This is a genomic window from Mycobacteroides sp. LB1, assembly GCF_013449725.1.
GTDB lineage: Bacteria > Actinomycetota > Actinomycetes > Mycobacteriales > Mycobacteriaceae > Mycobacterium.
In genome coordinates, this window is the sequence record NZ_JACCFF010000005.1 from 311,930 (window position 1) to 327,175 (window position 15,246).

At 60.2% G+C, this 15,246-nt stretch carries 17 protein-coding genes; 8 read left to right on the top strand and 9 right to left on the bottom strand.

What is annotated here, in order from left to right; translation table 11 throughout:
• Window positions 1-185: 185 nt before the first annotated feature.
• Complete coding sequence (locus MLB1_RS19740; protein ID WP_180751530.1) at window positions 186-599, top strand: helix-turn-helix transcriptional regulator; 414 nt, start codon at window positions 186-188, stop codon at window positions 597-599.
• Here the strand turns inward: MLB1_RS19740 and MLB1_RS19745 are convergent.
• Entirely contained in the window at window positions 548-1,681 is a 1,134-nt protein-coding gene (locus tag MLB1_RS19745) for a hypothetical protein (RefSeq protein ID WP_180751531.1), read from the bottom strand. The genes MLB1_RS19740 and MLB1_RS19745 overlap by 52 nt on opposite strands.
• A complete protein-coding gene (locus MLB1_RS19750) occupies window positions 1,678-2,079 on the bottom strand; it encodes a hypothetical protein (protein ID WP_358147952.1) in 402 nt (133 codons plus the stop codon). The genes MLB1_RS19745 and MLB1_RS19750 overlap by 4 nt, the downstream gene beginning before the upstream one ends.
• A 394-nt stretch (window positions 2,080-2,473) precedes the next feature.
• Between MLB1_RS19750 and MLB1_RS19755 the strand changes: the two genes are divergently transcribed.
• The 5 genes from MLB1_RS19755 (at window position 2,474) to MLB1_RS19775 (ending at window position 7,626) form a co-directional block, all read left to right on the top strand.
• Window positions 2,474-3,010, top strand: coding sequence for an ImmA/IrrE family metallo-endopeptidase (locus MLB1_RS19755; RefSeq protein ID WP_371750662.1), 537 nt, complete (start codon window positions 2,474-2,476; stop codon window positions 3,008-3,010).
• Between the two features lies 1 nt (window position 3,011).
• Complete coding sequence (locus tag MLB1_RS19760; protein WP_180751532.1) at window positions 3,012-4,076, top strand: hypothetical protein; 1,065 nt, start codon at window positions 3,012-3,014, stop codon at window positions 4,074-4,076.
• A gap of 955 nt (window positions 4,077-5,031) precedes the next feature.
• Window positions 5,032-5,793 carry an SDR family oxidoreductase gene (locus MLB1_RS19765; RefSeq protein WP_134147442.1) on the top strand — a complete coding sequence of 254 codons (762 nt, stop codon included), beginning with the start codon at window positions 5,032-5,034 and terminating at the stop codon, window positions 5,791-5,793.
• Window positions 5,794-5,991: 198 nt separating this feature from the next.
• A complete protein-coding gene (locus MLB1_RS19770; protein ID WP_134147440.1) occupies window positions 5,992-7,071 on the top strand; it encodes an oxygenase MpaB family protein in 1,080 nt (359 codons plus the stop codon).
• Between the two features lie 3 nt (window positions 7,072-7,074).
• Window positions 7,075-7,626 carry a peroxiredoxin-like family protein gene (locus tag MLB1_RS19775; RefSeq protein WP_134147438.1) on the top strand — a complete coding sequence of 184 codons (552 nt, stop codon included), beginning with the start codon at window positions 7,075-7,077 and terminating at the stop codon, window positions 7,624-7,626.
• A 108-nt stretch (window positions 7,627-7,734) separates the two neighbouring features.
• On the opposite strand, the gene MLB1_RS19780 is transcribed toward MLB1_RS19775, so the two are convergent.
• The 4 genes from MLB1_RS19780 to MLB1_RS19795 form a co-directional block, all read right to left on the bottom strand.
• Window positions 7,735-8,064 carry a hypothetical protein gene (locus MLB1_RS19780; protein ID WP_180751533.1) on the bottom strand — a complete coding sequence of 110 codons (330 nt, stop codon included), beginning with the start codon at window positions 8,062-8,064 and terminating at the stop codon, window positions 7,735-7,737.
• A gap of 100 nt (window positions 8,065-8,164) precedes the next feature.
• Window positions 8,165-9,067 carry an SDR family NAD(P)-dependent oxidoreductase gene (locus tag MLB1_RS19785; RefSeq protein WP_134147436.1) on the bottom strand — a complete coding sequence of 301 codons (903 nt, stop codon included), beginning with the start codon at window positions 9,065-9,067 and terminating at the stop codon, window positions 8,165-8,167.
• A gap of 78 nt (window positions 9,068-9,145) precedes the next feature.
• Window positions 9,146-9,892 (bottom strand): SDR family oxidoreductase, encoded by a 747-nt coding sequence (locus MLB1_RS19790; protein ID WP_180751534.1) that lies wholly within the window; start codon window positions 9,890-9,892, stop codon window positions 9,146-9,148.
• Window positions 9,893-10,117: 225 nt separating this feature from the next.
• Entirely contained in the window at window positions 10,118-11,119 is a 1,002-nt protein-coding gene (locus tag MLB1_RS19795) for a hypothetical protein (protein WP_371750663.1), read from the bottom strand.
• A 573-nt stretch (window positions 11,120-11,692) separates the two neighbouring features.
• Between MLB1_RS19795 and MLB1_RS19800 the strand changes: the two genes are divergently transcribed.
• Complete coding sequence (locus MLB1_RS19800; protein WP_180751535.1) at window positions 11,693-12,031, top strand: Lsr2 family protein; 339 nt, start codon at window positions 11,693-11,695, stop codon at window positions 12,029-12,031.
• Between the two features lie 131 nt (window positions 12,032-12,162).
• Here MLB1_RS19800 and MLB1_RS19805 read toward each other — a convergent pair whose 3' ends face one another.
• Complete coding sequence (locus tag MLB1_RS19805; protein ID WP_180751536.1) at window positions 12,163-12,525, bottom strand: nuclear transport factor 2 family protein; 363 nt, start codon at window positions 12,523-12,525, stop codon at window positions 12,163-12,165.
• 105 nt (window positions 12,526-12,630) lie between these two features.
• Here MLB1_RS19805 and MLB1_RS19810 point away from each other — a divergent pair, with 105 nt between their 5' ends.
• Entirely contained in the window at window positions 12,631-13,116 is a 486-nt protein-coding gene (locus MLB1_RS19810; RefSeq protein ID WP_180751537.1) for a MarR family winged helix-turn-helix transcriptional regulator, read from the top strand.
• Between the two features lie 239 nt (window positions 13,117-13,355).
• Here MLB1_RS19810 and MLB1_RS19815 read toward each other — a convergent pair whose 3' ends face one another.
• Together MLB1_RS19815 and MLB1_RS19820 are read right to left on the bottom strand one after the other, a co-directional pair.
• Window positions 13,356-13,988 carry an MspA family porin gene (locus MLB1_RS19815; protein ID WP_180751538.1) on the bottom strand — a complete coding sequence of 211 codons (633 nt, stop codon included), beginning with the start codon at window positions 13,986-13,988 and terminating at the stop codon, window positions 13,356-13,358.
• A 466-nt stretch (window positions 13,989-14,454) separates the two neighbouring features.
• Window positions 14,455-15,162, bottom strand: a complete 708-nt coding sequence (locus MLB1_RS19820; RefSeq protein ID WP_180751539.1) for a TetR/AcrR family transcriptional regulator C-terminal domain-containing protein — start codon at window positions 15,160-15,162, stop codon at window positions 14,455-14,457.
• Between the last annotated feature and the right edge of the window lie 84 nt (window positions 15,163-15,246).

The window sequence follows — 15,246 nt, forward strand, 5'->3', positions numbered from 1 at the left end:
CGAAGCGGGTGTGCGATATACGACTGCGGGAACCCCTACAGCTAACAGAACTGTACGGTTAGTAAAACGTGACTGTCAAGTGATGTCCTTGAGACATCAAGCGAAGGTGGCTACAGTAGATTCCGCAAGGGCAGATACTGTGGGGACAAGACCGGTACGCAAGCAGATACGCAGAGGCAAGAGTTGTGGTGCAGTTTTCGGAGCGGATAGCTCATCTGATGGAGACCGTGCACCCGGCGGGGCGCGGTCCCTACAACCTCGCCGAGGTTGTAGCCGGGATCGCCGAACACGATGTCAAGATCTCGGTGCCCTACCTATCGCACCTGCGCAACGGCACCCGCACCAACCCCAAACCCGAAATTGTCACCGCGTTAGCGGCATTTTTCAAGGTCAGCCCCGCCTACTTCTACGACGCCACTTACGCCAAGAAGATTGATGAAGACCTAGATTTGATTGTGCAGCTGCGTGATTCGAAAGTCCGCGAGATCGCCGAACGCAGCTACGGCCTCTCAGAAGGGGCGCGCCAAGTCGTTGCCGACATGGTCAATCACCTACGCACCGCCGAAGGACTGCCCGACAAACCCACCTCCGAGACGTAGCGCTGGTACGCCGCGGCGATCGCCAACATCCAGGCCTGTCCGGTCACCGCTTCTGGCGTGGTCAGCCACTGGCAGTTCAGGTTTGGTTCCGGAATGCCCGCCAGCCAGCCGGCCACTGCGTCGGCCCGCTCATTCAACATCGTCGGCGGCACGGCGCCCGACAATGGCGTGTAGCGCTGCTGTGCGGTGAGGGTGAGCCCGTCCTGGATTTGGCTGCACCACTCGTGAACCACATCTGTGTGGCTGATGCCTGGGGCAAGTGGTGCATCCAGGTTCGGCAAAGCATCGATCAGGTGTTGGCGGATCGGGTTGAGCTGGCGCTGTTTTCGGCGCGCCTGTAAGTACAGCACTAGCGGCGGAGCTGTGAACCCGGCCACGATGCAGAGCACAGCGACAACTGCCGGTACGGCCTTGAACCACACAAACCCAGGATCGCCGGCGGCGGTGCTGCGCATGGCGATACCGTCATGGGCCACCGATACCAGGCATGATGCTGAGCCGACCGCCAATAGTCCCACTCCCCACCCTGTAGGGGTGTTGTCGGCGCTACGCAGGCCGAGCCAGACCACCTGCACAAGCACCGCCGCGATGTACAGGTTCGCGGCAACAAGTGCCACTATCAGACCCGCATTGTTTGGGTGGCCGGCCACATCGAACCGATAGGAAAGCAGATCCAGCGATGTGGCGTTGCCGACCATCATCGCAGCAGCCATCACGGCAAGCACACTCGATCCGGCCGCCGCGACAAGCCACATTTGTCGCGACTGGATCTTACGGCGAAGGCTGACGACGAACACTTGCAAAACAGACACCATGATCACACCCGGGCCACCGCATATCTCCATAGCTTGTATGACCGGCGGCAGAAACTCCCAGCACCAGCTCAGCAGAACCCACAGCCACAACCCGCCGGCCGCGACCGCTGTCATCGCCGTCGCAGGTGAGCGGTGCTGCCGCCACCGCCACACCCGATAGGCCATCACAGGCAGTAGGCCTACCAATATCACCGCGTTGGCGACCGGTAGAAACCCCAATCCCGGAGGCAACTGATCCCAGGCCGCGACGACCGACGACAGCGTCATCCGATGGCGTCGTCAAGGCCATGGCCCCACCCGGGCCTGCGCCGATAGCCGGCCTCCACCCGGCGCGTCAACAGCCCCGCGAACCACTCGGCAGCCACCTCGTCCTGCCGCCACACTCCCGAGATGGCCTGATTGTCATCACAGCACGCCCGCTGCAACATATGCGCAATCAAGTCCGAAGACGCCGCCTGCACCAGCCCCTCCACATACTCGGTCACCGGGCGGCCCCGATGTCCCAGCACCATGTGCCCCAGTTCATGCGCGATCGTGCGATCTCGGCCCACCACACCAATTCCCACCTGCACAACGTCGCGATCCGGCAACGACAACCACCGCCCGAACACCCCCGCTGGCAACACCACATCCTGGATCGTCAACGACCGACCGGCCGCGTTCATCCACGCCTGGGCCACCGAAGACACCGAACAGTTCGAGACCGGTAGCCCGGCCAATACCGCGTCTACCGCAGCAACAACCGCCAACTGTTCGCCGTCAGCCGAGGACCGGCCCGCCCGACGCCAATGACTCCGCCAACCCGACATCCCCACAAGTTAGCCATCGAGAGGCCATTGCGGCAAGAACAGCCCAGAAGGGCAGCGAACCTGGGTCCCCGTGCGTCCGCAGTTACTGGAAGTCGGCCAAGCCGACTGTCGTCTGGCTCCGATCATCCACCTTTGAACACTTGCGGGAGCACAACTCTCGGAGGACGACACTGGGCTATCCACAACTTTCTCTTGTGGACGATTCGCGCAGCCTTTGCCGAACGCGCGGCTGATTTGCTAGCTTGAGCAGGTGCGCGGTCGGCAAGATCCTGTTCTGGGCCAAATACTGGCGCGCACCGGATGGTTGGCGGCTTCCCAGATCCGGTCTGCAGTGAACGAGGTGCTCGCGAGTGCCCCAACTGAAACCTCATCGGTACAGGATTTGATCCAAGCCTGGGGGCTGCACCGCGGCAAGTCGATCACCATTGAGGATGAAGTCCTGCCAGCGGGGGTGTTCGGTCAGTGGTTGTCGTTCCCCGATCGGGACGTGCTGCGGATCCGGCCCGGCGAGCTCTCACGCGAGCGAACGATTGCCCACGAACTCGGACACATCGCTCTTGGACATCACGGACAACCCGTCGCCGATTACCTCAACAGCCAGATGCAGGCTGCCTCCACTGATTTGGTGGCCTACATGCTGCAACGCTCCTGCGATGAAACCCATGCCTGGCCACGCGAAGAAGTCGCCGCCGAAAGGTTCGCCAGCCTGCTGCTACGCCGCCTGGAACGTGCTGCCGCCGAGGGAGAAAGGCTGTCACGGCACCGCATCGATGACGCCCTGAACTGACGTGCAGATTCTTCATTTCGTCGTGCTCGTGGCGACCTTCCCGTTGGTGATCTACCGGATATGGCGCCTGTGGCTGCACCCGTCAATCCCCGGCGCCGCCATCACAGCATTCGTCACGTCGCTGTGGTTCTGGGTGCTATCGGATATCGAATACATCTGGGCCGCACTCCCGGACACGCTGCAGGCATTCCAGCTCGCTGCCGGCACGATCATCGTTCCGGCAGCGAGCCTGCACGCATTCGTACTAAGCCTCACGACTGCGCGAGAGTCCTTCCTGCGCAAAGTCATTCGCGTAATCACCGGATCTGCGTTACTAACGCTTACTGTCGTCCTGCTCATCAGCGCAACCGCGACCATCCCCGACGGCAGCCCCTATGCGATCGGTACCATCAGTAACCAGACCCCACTGATAGCAGCGACCATCATCACGCACGCCTACGCCGCGGCGATATTCGCCCATCTCATACTGCTAGGACTGCGCGCAGCAGACCAGTCCCCCGCAGGCAAAGGCATGCGATTCCTCACGGCCGCATCAGTATTCCAACTATTCCCAGTGATTCACGGCGGAATATGGACCCCCCTGGCCCTACATCTAGCCAAACCGGTCCCGCCAAGTCACTACCTACTATTTCAGATAGCACCCGGCCTGGCCGCGCCCCCGCTTTTCCTTGCCGCAATCATCTGGCCACCCTGGGAAACACGACGCAAGGCTCGCCGCGAGCTACAACTCCTGGCCCCACTACATCGAGCACTCGAAGCCCAGTTTCCCGATCTGGGTCCGCCCACGCCACGCGGCACTAGAGCATCCGACCTCGTCTACGAATGGACCGCCCAGATACAAGACGGGCTCAGCCTCACAGCCCAACACAGAAACATCCCCCTGGACACAACCCAACCACCAGCCGATGACACTGAACACGCCTGCGCCGTAATCAATTGGCTACGTGAGGAATCCGCACCCGCCATCAGCGAGGCTTGGCTCAACCCGCCACCAACAATGACCGGCGCGCAATGGGTACTCGCACTCGCCAAAGCCCACCTACACGCAACCACTGCCATGCATTAGTGGCCTACGAAGGCCACACCACTGCGATCTGCGGTGATCATGCGCGCTGGCGATTCGCGCTGCGGCGTATCAGGTGTTTCAGAAGGCAGTAGGTGTCATGGGCCATACGCCGAGCGCGCACCCTCTTACCGTGAGATCAGCCAGCGAGCGGCCGTCACTGACCCCGACCACGCCCTGGTCACAGCCGCGATCCGCCGCCTGATATCGGAATAGGTACGGCACGACGTTTTTACGAGTCACCCGAATCTACCGATATTCCGTCTTGCGGAATCGTCTGTGGCAAAGCGCTTATCGGCGGTAACAGTTCTTGATCAGAAGGTCGGGCGTTCGAGTCGTTGCTAGCAGCAACCGGAACTGGGGACTGCTTTACATACATATGCACCGTCCGCTTGCAGGCCAGCCGGCCGCCGCCTCCCGTTGGGGCAGGCCAGTTCCTTCGCCGGTCGACGGACAGGGCGTGACCGTCCGAGGCTGCAGGCCGCTCACCGTGAGCGTCCGTTCGCTAGGTGGAACTTGTGAAGGTGCTGGGCGCGTCACGTACCGAATGTTCGGCTGAGACACTCACAAGTTGTGCTTGTGGTATTCAAACTTCTATTTGTTCTGCTGAACTCCCAAGGCAGACCGCGCCATGGCGGTGTACCTTACTGACATCCCAGTCGACAAAACTGAGGGAGGTCCAATCCGCAGAAACGCCTGAAGCAGAGAAATGACCTTCCTGGCGGGCGGCGGAAAACATTCCGGGCACGGCGATTCGAACGCTGATTGTATGTGGATTTGCGGCTTAGCCCGACTCCCTGGTCGCTATGCCTTATCTTGACCAATCGCTCACATGCGTTGCTCTCGAAATTATTCACATTGCCATCCGTTATGAGATTTTACGACAATTTTCCGGGCGAGTTGTTCCGATATCTTGATTAAGTGTATTGATCTATCTATTGAATACGAAAGGTCTCACATGTCAGGTCCACTAGCAGGTAAGCTCGCCCTAGTTACTGGAGGATCAGCAAATCTTGGCAGTCTCTTTGCGCACTCCTTGGCTTCAGACGGCGCCGATATCCTGGTGCACTACAACAGCCCACGGCGCAGCGAAGAAGCTGACGGGGTTGTTCAAGAGCTTGAAAAACTAGGCGTCAAGGCCATTTCGCATCAGGCAGATCTGACTGACAACAGCCAAATAACTGAGTTAGTTGATGTGGCTATTGAGAATTTTGGCAGGTGGGACATCCTGGTTAATACCTCAGGTGTAATCGTGCGGAAGCCGCTCGTGGAAACAACCGAGGCGGAGTTTGACAACTCATTCGCAGTGAACGCAAAGATTCCTTTTTTTCTTATGCAAGAAGCATACTCGAAGATGTCCGACAACGGCAGAATTATCAACATGGTTACCACCCAAGTCGCGGTGACGGCAGCTACTTACTCTGCCTACGCTGGAAGTAAATCACCCGTTGAACACTTCACAAAGGCTTTCGCGAAAGAGGTTGGATCACGGGGAATCACGGTAAACTGTATTGCCCCAGGACCCCAGAAGACCAGCTTTCTGTACGGCGCCGAAACCGAGGACACGCTGACATGGCTCAAAGGACAAACGGTCACGGGCGAACTCGGCGACCCTGAGGATGTTGTGCCCGTCATGAGGTTTTTGGCCGCACCGGAAACGCGGTGGGTTACTGCGCAGACCATCTATGTCAATGGTGGAATGATCTCCCCAATCAATTAGACGCAAGCCTTTCAGGGAATTCTTTTCCTGCTTCCTGAACGCCCGCGCCAATCATCGAGCCGCCCCCAGGGGCGTCAACCGTCCCAACTCTTGCCGTGGTCTGCATATATCCGGAAGTATTGTTACTGATACTGTCAGTACCCGTATTTATTCAGCGGTGTTACTTCGCGCCGGATGGACGTGTGAAGGAGATATTGGATGAGTCCTAAGACGAACGCTCTGCACCGGATGGGTGATACGGATTCCGGAGATGATCCAAAGTGGGACTGGCTACTTCGGCTGCATGGCGACGATGGTGGCAGGGCGTTGAAGATGGCGCGCGCCGAGCGTATCGACGATGGGTACTTTGGCCCGGACTCGATCAGCTGGAAGATCTACAACAACCTGGTTGTGTCCGGCATGGGCGCGATGTCGGGGCTGTTTATCGCCACGCTGGACCCGGTCGGCGGATACGGAGTGGGGCAACACTCCGTCTACTACACAGACACCCTCGGTCGGGTTCGGCGCAGTCTGCAGTTCTTCTCGGGCGCGGTGTTTGGGGATACCGCGATGGCCGATCGGCTGGGCCGGGATCTGTTCCGCCGCCATTCCCGTGTCAACGGCGAGTTGCCGTCGACCGGCGAGTCATACCGCGCCAACCACGTCGAAGCGCTGAAGTTCACCTATGTGATGGGCTGGCCTCACCTGTGGCGTGCATACAAGGCATTCGGCGATCCCGATGCCACAGAGCAGGACGAACGCGACTTCTATGCTGAGCAGCACATCGTTGCGGAACTTCTGGGGATCCCCTCGGGGGAGCTTCCACTCACTCCGGAGGAGGTCCGGAAATGGGTGCAAGACGCCGAGGAGCAGATCGTGGCATTCACACGGCCAGCCCAAGAGATGATCGACTTCCTGCTGCACCCGCCACTATTCCCGTTGTGGCCGATGCTTCCGATCAGCGTGGGAGCCCGGGTTTTGACCTGGGCGGCGATCCCGCTGATGTCCCCGTATGTGCGGGAAATCTCGGATCTGTCGAGGATGACGATCCGCCCGAAGATCGGCACCCTACTGATACGTCTGGCCGCCAGGCTGGTCAAAACCCCGGTGGTGGATCGCGTCTTCTCATTCTTCTTCGGTTTCGATACTTGGGGCTACTACCACAACGCAGCACGCCGGACTTTAGGTACAGGACGAGCGCCATTCACCCACAACCCGGGACTCGCGCTGCAGCAAGGCAAGGGTGGAACCCTGTCTGCAAGAGAAGAACAAGGCACTCCAGCGAAAGCAGGTCTATAGACCATGACTCGCGTTGACGTCATCGCGAACGAGCGACTTCTCGATGATCGCCACCATTGGCATGAGCTACAGGAGTACTGGACGGAAAGGCCGGTTGCGCTGGTGTTCCTGCAGCAGTTCGGCAGCGCAACCGCCCAGAAACAGGCCAAAAGCCTGACCGCCCGGCAGGCAGAGATCGACGCAGTCGGCGCTGTGGTGCTGATCGGCCTGGGCACCCCCATCCAGGGGTTTGCCTTCCGTAAAAACACCGGCGCCCAGTTCCCTATTCTCACGACCGCAGACCAGACGCTATACCGGACGATGGGGTTGTGGCGAAGCCGGATCGGCACGCTTGGACCGGCCAATCTGCCGCATCTGCTGCGGCTGGCTAGGGAAGGGACATACCCCATCCAATCGACCGGCGACATCGCACAACTTGGGGGCGCCTTTGTCATCCCGGCTGGCGGAGGCAGCGTTTCCTGGGATTTCCGCGCTCACCGCGCCCGCGATATCGCTCCTGTAGGCGAGATCATCGACTCCCTCACACACGCGGCCAACCTATTGCCGAAAATGTGAGTGGGTTCTTGGCGATACCGGCAGGGGTTGATCGGGGCATCAGAATAGCCTTCACAGCACCTGGTGGCGCCTGCCTTCGGGCCGCTACCGCTTGCCGGTCGGGGTCAGTCAGGCCTGTCCGATCTCCAACCGTTCGAATTTACCTTCACTGCCGAGAACGAAGCGGAAAAAGGTCCGGAAGTCTCCCCAGGTTTCGCTGTGGAAGTGTCCGGTCACGGTGCGTCCCTCAGCGTCGACCTGCTCAATGTCGGTGAAGTACTCGTTGCCGATTTCAGCGCTGAACGCACTGAAGTCGCGAGGCTGGCCGTCATCGGTCAAAGAGGGCTGGTCTACAAAGGCTGCCAGCCAACCGGCGCTATCACGTGCCTGCCAGGCAGCCAACGCAGCCCGCACAGCATCGTCGGACACCAACTCCAGATCTTTTGTGGGCGAAACCAAAATAGCCTCCCTAACTTCCATATATTTTCCGGATCAAGTTGTGCCGCAACGACGAAACTACCCGTCGCGACACCTGGCCTGCAACGATCGAGCTTGGCTTCTAGGCGCTGGCGGTGCCTGTTGGGTGTAGTACATCAGCCAGCCCGATCCGGGTGAGGAATTCGGTGCGGATCCGGTCGGCGACTGCATTGACGACAGCGGCACCGTCGTCGGCTGGGTCGATATGAACACGGAATGGTCTCTTGCCGTGAGGTATTGCGACGACGTCGACGATCGCGGCGGCGACGTCGGCGACATCGGCATCTGGTGGCGCAAGCTCGGCTAGACGTTCACTGACTTGCTGCATCAAGTTGGGGTAGCGCTGTTCGTATGCGGCGACAGTTGCCGTATCAGCGGGGCGGCCACTGTTGGCGAAGTGGTTGGTGCCGTGGGTGAATGAGCCCGGAACAATGATGGTGGACTCCACACCGAATCGGGATATCTCGGCGGCGTAGCTTACGGCCAAGGCGTCCATGGCTGCTTTGGCCGCGAAGTACGGGGCAAGGTAGGGCGGGGTGCCGCCGCGGGTGCTAGTGCTGCCAACCCAGAGCAACAGGCCCTGCCCCTGCGAGCGCAGCACAGGCAGCGCGGCGCGGTTAAGCCTTTGTGTTCCAAGGACATTCGTGTCATAGATGGCATCGAATTCCTCTGGGCTGAACGCTTCAGCGGGGCCGGTGACCATGTGCCCGGCGTTGTGGATCACAACGTCCAGGCGCCCACTGTCGGCAAGCACCGAAGCAACGGCACCATCGGCAGATTCCTGTGACGAAACGTCTAGCTCAACGGTGCGCAGGTCAACGCGGTGGTCCTGGGCGTACTGGGCGGCGGCAGTAACTTGGGCAGTGTTGTGGCCGCCGGTATCACGCATCCCGGCGTAGACGGTGTGGCCGGCATCTGCGAGCGCGCGGGCGCTCAGAGCGCCGAATCCGCTCGAGGCCCCGCTGATGATAATGATCTTGGACATAGGTCTCCTAAAATTTTATGGCGAGCAGTTGGGCCGACGGGACTTCACGGGCAGCGCCGCTGCGAAGTTGGTTGCGCCTTAGATGATTCCGCCGTTGACACGGATCACCTGACCGTTGATCCAGCAGCCGGGGCTGGCCAGAAACGTGACCACCTGAGCGATGTCAGCGGGTGTGCCGAGGCGCTCCAGCGGTGGCTGGGCCGCCATATGTTCGATAGTGGCTTCGTCCTTGCCATCAAGAAACAGCGCCGTTGCCGTCGGGCCAGGCGATACCGCATTGACGGTTATCCGGCGCCCGCGGACCTCACGGGCCAGGATCAGCGTCATAGCTTCGACTGCCCCCTTGCTCGCCGCGTACGCCGAATAGGTGGGCAGCGCCAGGTCAACCACGGAACTGGCGAAGTTGATGATGGCCCCTCCCGCCCGTATCCGGCGCACAGCCTGCTGATCAACGATGAACGTTCCCCGTACATTGACCCGGTGCATGCGGTCGAAGTCCTCAAGGCTCATATCCGCCAAGGGCGCCAGCGTCATAACACCGGCGGCGTGCACCACTACATCAACACCCCCGAATTCCCGCTCGACGGTGGTGAATGCCTCGGCCATATCTGCCTCGTCCGCGACATCAGCCTTGATCGCCAATGCCTGGCCACCATGATCACCGATGGCCTGCACAACGCTGTCGGCCTCGGCCTGATTGCCCGCAAATACCACTGCGACGGCGTATCCGTCAGCGGCGAGCCGTTCAGCGCATTCACGCCCAATACCGCGCGAACCCCCGGTTACGATCGCCACCCGCCCGGCTGCTGCGTCTGTATCAGTCATTTGATCGTCTCCGCGGGCTGCTCAACCAGCTGATCCATTCCATCGGCTTGGTGGCCCTTCCATTTTCGAGGTTTCATATGTCAGTTACGCCCGAGAACGCCTCCACGCTAGCCCTGGCGTTCATGACGGGAAAACAAAAGAAAGTTCAAGATTCACAACTTGCGCTGGTAGATCTCGGGCGGCGTCGCCGCAACTTTCTGCAATCTGCACTTCACGAACACGCGGTTATCTGGTGACTCTGCCGCGGATGTCGGACGCCTGGATGTCGACTGTCTGCGGGCCGTTGCCCGTGACCAGCCCGAGCTCGGGGCTCGGCAGCAGGAACAGTGAGGTCGGCACCGTCGCGGCGATGACGTTGAAGCCGGCCTCGCGTAATCCCTCGTCCACGAAGTACTCCAGGCGAGTGAGTTCGCCGGGGATATTGACATAGCCGTAGTCGAGCATGCCGGTTTCGCCTGTGGTACTCACTGTGGTGACCTCGGCGGCCCAGAACGGGTTCTCGCGCACCGCATAAGGCTGCTCGTTCTCGTCGACCCGAAAATTGGTGGAGGTCAAGGCAATCGGCGCATGGCAGATCAGGGAGATGTACACCTTGTTCTCCCTGGCTATGTGCAGCACCTCGCCCATCCAGGGGTTCTTGTGGAAATCGACCATCGGGGCGTGACCACCCGGCGCATGAATGAAATCGAAGTCGGCGAAACTGAACTCGTCGTCGGGATCGCGGTGCTTGCGTACCAGCTCCGGGAGCGAGAAGTACTTTTTCACTGGCCATGTCTGGATCTGCGGGAGCACTTCCTGCCGATAGGCGAGGTTTTCGGCGTCGGTGTGGGCCAACGGCTCGGTGACCGGCAGCCTCCCCAGGTGCCTCTTGAGTAGGTCGAGCTCCCGGGCCCGCCGATCCACGAGCTCCGGGTACTTCGCCCGGAAGCCCTCAACTGTGAAACTCGGGTCGGTGAACTCCGCAACGGAGTTCCCGTAAACCCAAGTCATCTGATCGGTCGCATGCCAGGGGATAGACCAGCCGTTCGTGTCGATCTGCGGCAACTCCCCATCGGGCGTAGCGAGCGTGAACTCGTAATCGTCTTCGAACTCGGCAAGCACCTGCCCCAGCTCGACGTGGAAGAAGCCAATCGGGATCGAGGGCACTGACTTCGGTGAGCTCAGCGGCAATCTACGGGCAGAGGACAAGATGATCAACGCACGGCGCTTGCTGCTTCCATCAGACACAGTGACAACCAATCCCTTCGAACCGCTTATTGTTTGCCCGTCAGGCTAGACGCCGCCGGGCACCGTGTCACTACCGCACACAGTGCCCGAGGCCGCTCGCAGCAAGTCCAGATGCCCAAGTCGGCAACTTCCAGGTGACTCACCTCGGAAAACTCACCCGGAACGGACCCTAATCAGGACACCGAAATTGGCACACCAGAATTCGAAACCTGCGTGTAAATACGAAAGTTCGGGCATCCCTGCGCCTCCCGGGAAGCACGCCGGGCAGGCACACTAATCTAGTTACATGTGCGCTGCGGCACCGCCGATCACGCCGGCCAGCACTGAATTGAGCTGCAGGGCAAGGCGCTTCCATCTCTATGGTTGGCCAGACACTTGGCCGCCGACACAGAAAGTGCTGTTTAACACAGGCTCTGGTGCCGCGGTAAAGAGTCGTGCGTATGTCAACAACCCTGTTGGGCAAGTTACTTAGCTACAATTGACGACGCAGGCGGCGTGGCGCACCAATCCGGGGCGGCCTCACACCCCGGTGCAGGCGCCGCAACTTCTGTCTTTAACCGGAAGGAAAGACTCATGGCGAAAAGGGTCACGGTCACACTAGTCGACGACATCGACGGCAAAGCTCTCGCCGACGAAACCGTCGAATTCGGTATTGACGGCACCACTTACAAGATCGACCTTTCTTCCAAGAATGCCGAGAAGCTTCGCAGCCAGCTTTTGACCTGGATCGAGCATGCGCGCCGCGAGGGCCGCCGTAACCGAGGTGGTTCAAAATCGAGCCGAGGGCGCAGCACCGAGGATCGCGGGCAGAGCCCCGCGATCCGAGAATGGGCCCGCAAGAACGGACACGACATCTCCTCACGCGGACGCATCCCCGCTGAAATCGTGGACGCATTCAACGCCGCGAACTAGCCTTCTCCCGGACCCCTTTAAGGACGTTCCTGACCTCACGTCCTGTTGATCTGCCGTTGCCCCGCAACGCGGTGTTTCGTTAGGACGGCGGCTCGGGCATCCCCCAAATGCACGGCAGTCGTGTCGTTCCCTTAGGCGTCAGGGCCGTCGATGATTACGTACAAACTCGAGATCTTCCCACCGCGAAGGACCAGTACGTCGCGCCCGGCTGCGACCGCAGTACCACCGACCGGCCCCAACGCCCACGTATATGTAGCGAGATCCTGGACCACCTGTATGGAACCGGTTCGCGTGAGGGCGGCGCCGGGGACGCCTGTCTGTAAACCATCGATCGCCTGCGCCACGCCGGCATGGCCGGTCAAAGCTGCCTGAGGTTCACCAACAAACACGTCGTCGGTGTAGATCGACGCAACCGCACGGTCACGCTCGGATCCTGCGGGCGCGTTCCATGCGTCGAGGTGCGCAGCCACTGTGGTTTCGATCGAGTCAGACATGCCGGACTTCCTTTTGTTGGCGACTTATGCAGCGGATTTTGTTGTTACATCAACAACCTAGAAGGATGTTAGGTGACATGTCAACAACTTGGTAGTGTTGCATCCGTGGCGAACAAGACCTGGCTCAACGCGCGCGAGCAGCGAGCATGGCGTGGGTTTCACTTGGTCAGCAATGAACTCACCGCGGAGCTGGGCCGCCAGCTTGCCCGCGACTCCGGAGTGTCGGCGGCCGACTACGCAGTCTTGGTTGCGTTATCCGAGACGCCCACTGGGCGCATGCGTTTTCGCGACCTCGGTCAAATACTTGGATGGGAACGCAGTCGCATCTCTCATCAGATCAACCGCATGGAAACACGGCGCACCGTCGAGCGCCAGTCGTGCGATGACGATGCACGCGGCTTCAATGCCAGCATCACCGAGGCCGGGCGAGCCGTAATCGCCGCTGCCGCACCCCTGCACGTTCGCGCCGTCCGGCACTGCTTCATCGACCTCTTAACCCCCGAGCAACTCGAAACACTCGGCGACATCACCGATATCGTCGCCACCCATCTCGCTAACGAACACAACGCGCACCCCACAGCAGCCTCCTAACGTACCAGCGGATCCTATTCAGGCGACGAGCCAGACCGGGCAGTCTGGATCTGGAAGCGATCGACCTGCGTACCTAACCGATCTGCGCCCCATAACAACTGGCGTCAGTGCGTGGGCGACTCCCGACGACCCCAAGTAACTTTCCCGACATGATGGCCCACACCGCTCATGGTGATACTGGGCGCAAACGACAGCTGGAGCGCGATGTGAGGGTGGCACTTATGCTCGGTACTCCCGGGCTACTTCATGTCCCAGGTTTCACCGTAGGTGGTCACACTGTCCCCCGCCCCACTGATGAGCCGGGCGTAAGGACGCAGCAACACGCCGCCTGCAGCCCCGGTAACGGTGCCATGCGCATTGCTCACTGCAACAGCGCCTTTCGCTCCAGTGACCGCAACGGAGAACGTGGCCACTTCCTGGATTCCGGGACCGTTGCCCAGATCGACGTTGATACCCGCACTAGGTAGCAGATTCGTGGTCTGTACGTAAGAGGCCTCTGGACCGCCATTGGGAAATACGCTCGGAATGCCATAGAGGATCGACGTATTCGGGGTCGTGTAGTTGAAGTTCAGACCCACGCCCAACGACCACGGGTAGCCCACCTGGTAGCCAAGTTCCAGTGTGCCCTCGAACGCTTCAGAATCCGGTCCCGTGACTGCGAACACCGCACGGCCGGAGTGGAACCACTCACGGGTAAGCCGGTTGCGGTCCAGCGGAAATACACCGTTGAGGAACGTATCCCACTGCTGGATCGTCAAAGTCCGGCCCTTGCCGTCCACCAAGCTGAGTTCATCGTCCAGACCCGCTGCCGCCGTTCCGGTTCCAGCGATAAGTAAGCCGGTCACGCTCGCAACGATCCAGACACATCGCATGAAGGCTCCGTGCCTAAACCGCCGGAGACCAACTGATTTCATTTGAGTTCCTTTCGGGAAGGCCAGCGCTGAGCCGCTATTCGATTCCTAACGAGATAAGGACAAATAGAAGACCAGACCGGCGTTAGCGTCTACCCCGTTGACATAAGCTCCGAAAACGCCGAAAGGTGCTTTCCGTGAGCAGGTTCGTATTTTTAACCCGCCGGAAATCCAGTTTGCTCTTGACCGTGCAGCCCAGACTGTTCAGCTGCGTCACGCCCCCGGATCGCAGGCTTCATGGCCGGCCTACAAAGGACATCAGACCGACGATTCTTGGAGTCTAGGTGAAACATCAAGGGCATCAATATATTTAATACTCGGAGTCTGTCCGAATTCAGTGGGCAGCCGGGGCCCGCGCCCCTTCGCCTAGCCGGCCCCTGAAAGCCGACGCGTGGCGGCAGACGTAACCGCAGTGCGCCGTGGCGTATCAGTTGTTGCGCGGGTTACCGAATCCGGCCAGTAGGAAGTCCAATGCGGTGACAAAGGAACTTATCGGCATCTGCTCGGCCAGCAGCCCGCGCGCTTCCTTGATGTAGGGGTGGGTATCGGAACTCACCTCGCTGTAAGCGGCGCGCCACGCCGAATCGTCACCTTCAAGGACTTCGGCTGGCAATACTTCGGCACCGGCGTCCTGTCCCGCGAAACTGAGCATGGTGTCGGCCAAGGCCCGATAACGAAGCACCGCTTCATCAGTACTGAATCCCGCCTCGCGCAGAATTCTGAGCACGGTTTCCACGAATGCCAACTCGTTAGGCCGTCGTGTCACGCGACAGAACGCTACCTGCGCCACGTGGGGGTGGGCCACGTATACGCGGTGTACCCGGCAGGCGAGCTCACGCAACGCAAGACGCCAGTCGCTGTCGGGAACAAAACCTGCGATCGCCCTGCCCAGGAGGCGGTCAGCGACCGCCAGCACGATGTCGTCCATGCCGGTGAAATAACGGTAGATCGCCGTTGGATCGGCGCCAAGGGCCATGCCGAGCTTACGGGCACTCAGCCCTTCTGGGCCGCGACGCTCAAGGAGATTCGTCGCGGCATCAATGATTCGCTCGGCCGTGAGCTGATAGCCGCCCGCAGTTGAGCGTCGTCGCAGTCCCCGTGTGACACGGGGACTGCGACCGTATTCACGCTGCACCCGTCACCCCTTATATCTACACTGTTGACGTTATAGTGGCCCGCCGTGCTGAGCCTGTCAATTTGTGCCAGCCTTGGCGGAAAC

What these genes read in the sequence shown, in the direction of transcription:
- MLB1_RS19745 (WP_180751531.1), bottom strand. Translation starts at nt 1,681, where the DNA reads ATGACGCTGTCGTCGGTCGTCGCGGCCTGGGATCAGTTGCCTCCGGGA.
- MLB1_RS19750 (WP_358147952.1), bottom strand. Translation starts at nt 2,079, where the DNA reads ATGAACGCGGCCGGTCGGTCGTTGACGATCCAGGATGTGGTGTTGCCA.
- MLB1_RS19765 (WP_134147442.1), top strand. Translation starts at nt 5,032, where the DNA reads ATGTCAGGTCCACTAGCAGGTAAGCTCGCCCTAGTTACTGGAGGATCA.
- MLB1_RS19770 (WP_134147440.1), top strand. Translation starts at nt 5,992, where the DNA reads ATGAGTCCTAAGACGAACGCTCTGCACCGGATGGGTGATACGGATTCC.
- MLB1_RS19775 (WP_134147438.1), top strand. Translation starts at nt 7,075, where the DNA reads ATGACTCGCGTTGACGTCATCGCGAACGAGCGACTTCTCGATGATCGC.
- MLB1_RS19785 (WP_134147436.1), bottom strand. Translation starts at nt 9,067, where the DNA reads ATGTCCAAGATCATTATCATCAGCGGGGCCTCGAGCGGATTCGGCGCT.
- MLB1_RS19790 (WP_180751534.1), bottom strand. Translation starts at nt 9,892, where the DNA reads ATGACTGATACAGACGCAGCAGCCGGGCGGGTGGCGATCGTAACCGGG.
- MLB1_RS19800 (WP_180751535.1), top strand. Translation starts at nt 11,693, where the DNA reads ATGGCGAAAAGGGTCACGGTCACACTAGTCGACGACATCGACGGCAAA.
- MLB1_RS19805 (WP_180751536.1), bottom strand. Translation starts at nt 12,525, where the DNA reads ATGTCTGACTCGATCGAAACCACAGTGGCTGCGCACCTCGACGCATGG.
- MLB1_RS19815 (WP_180751538.1), bottom strand. Translation starts at nt 13,988, where the DNA reads ATGCGATGTGTCTGGATCGTTGCGAGCGTGACCGGCTTACTTATCGCT.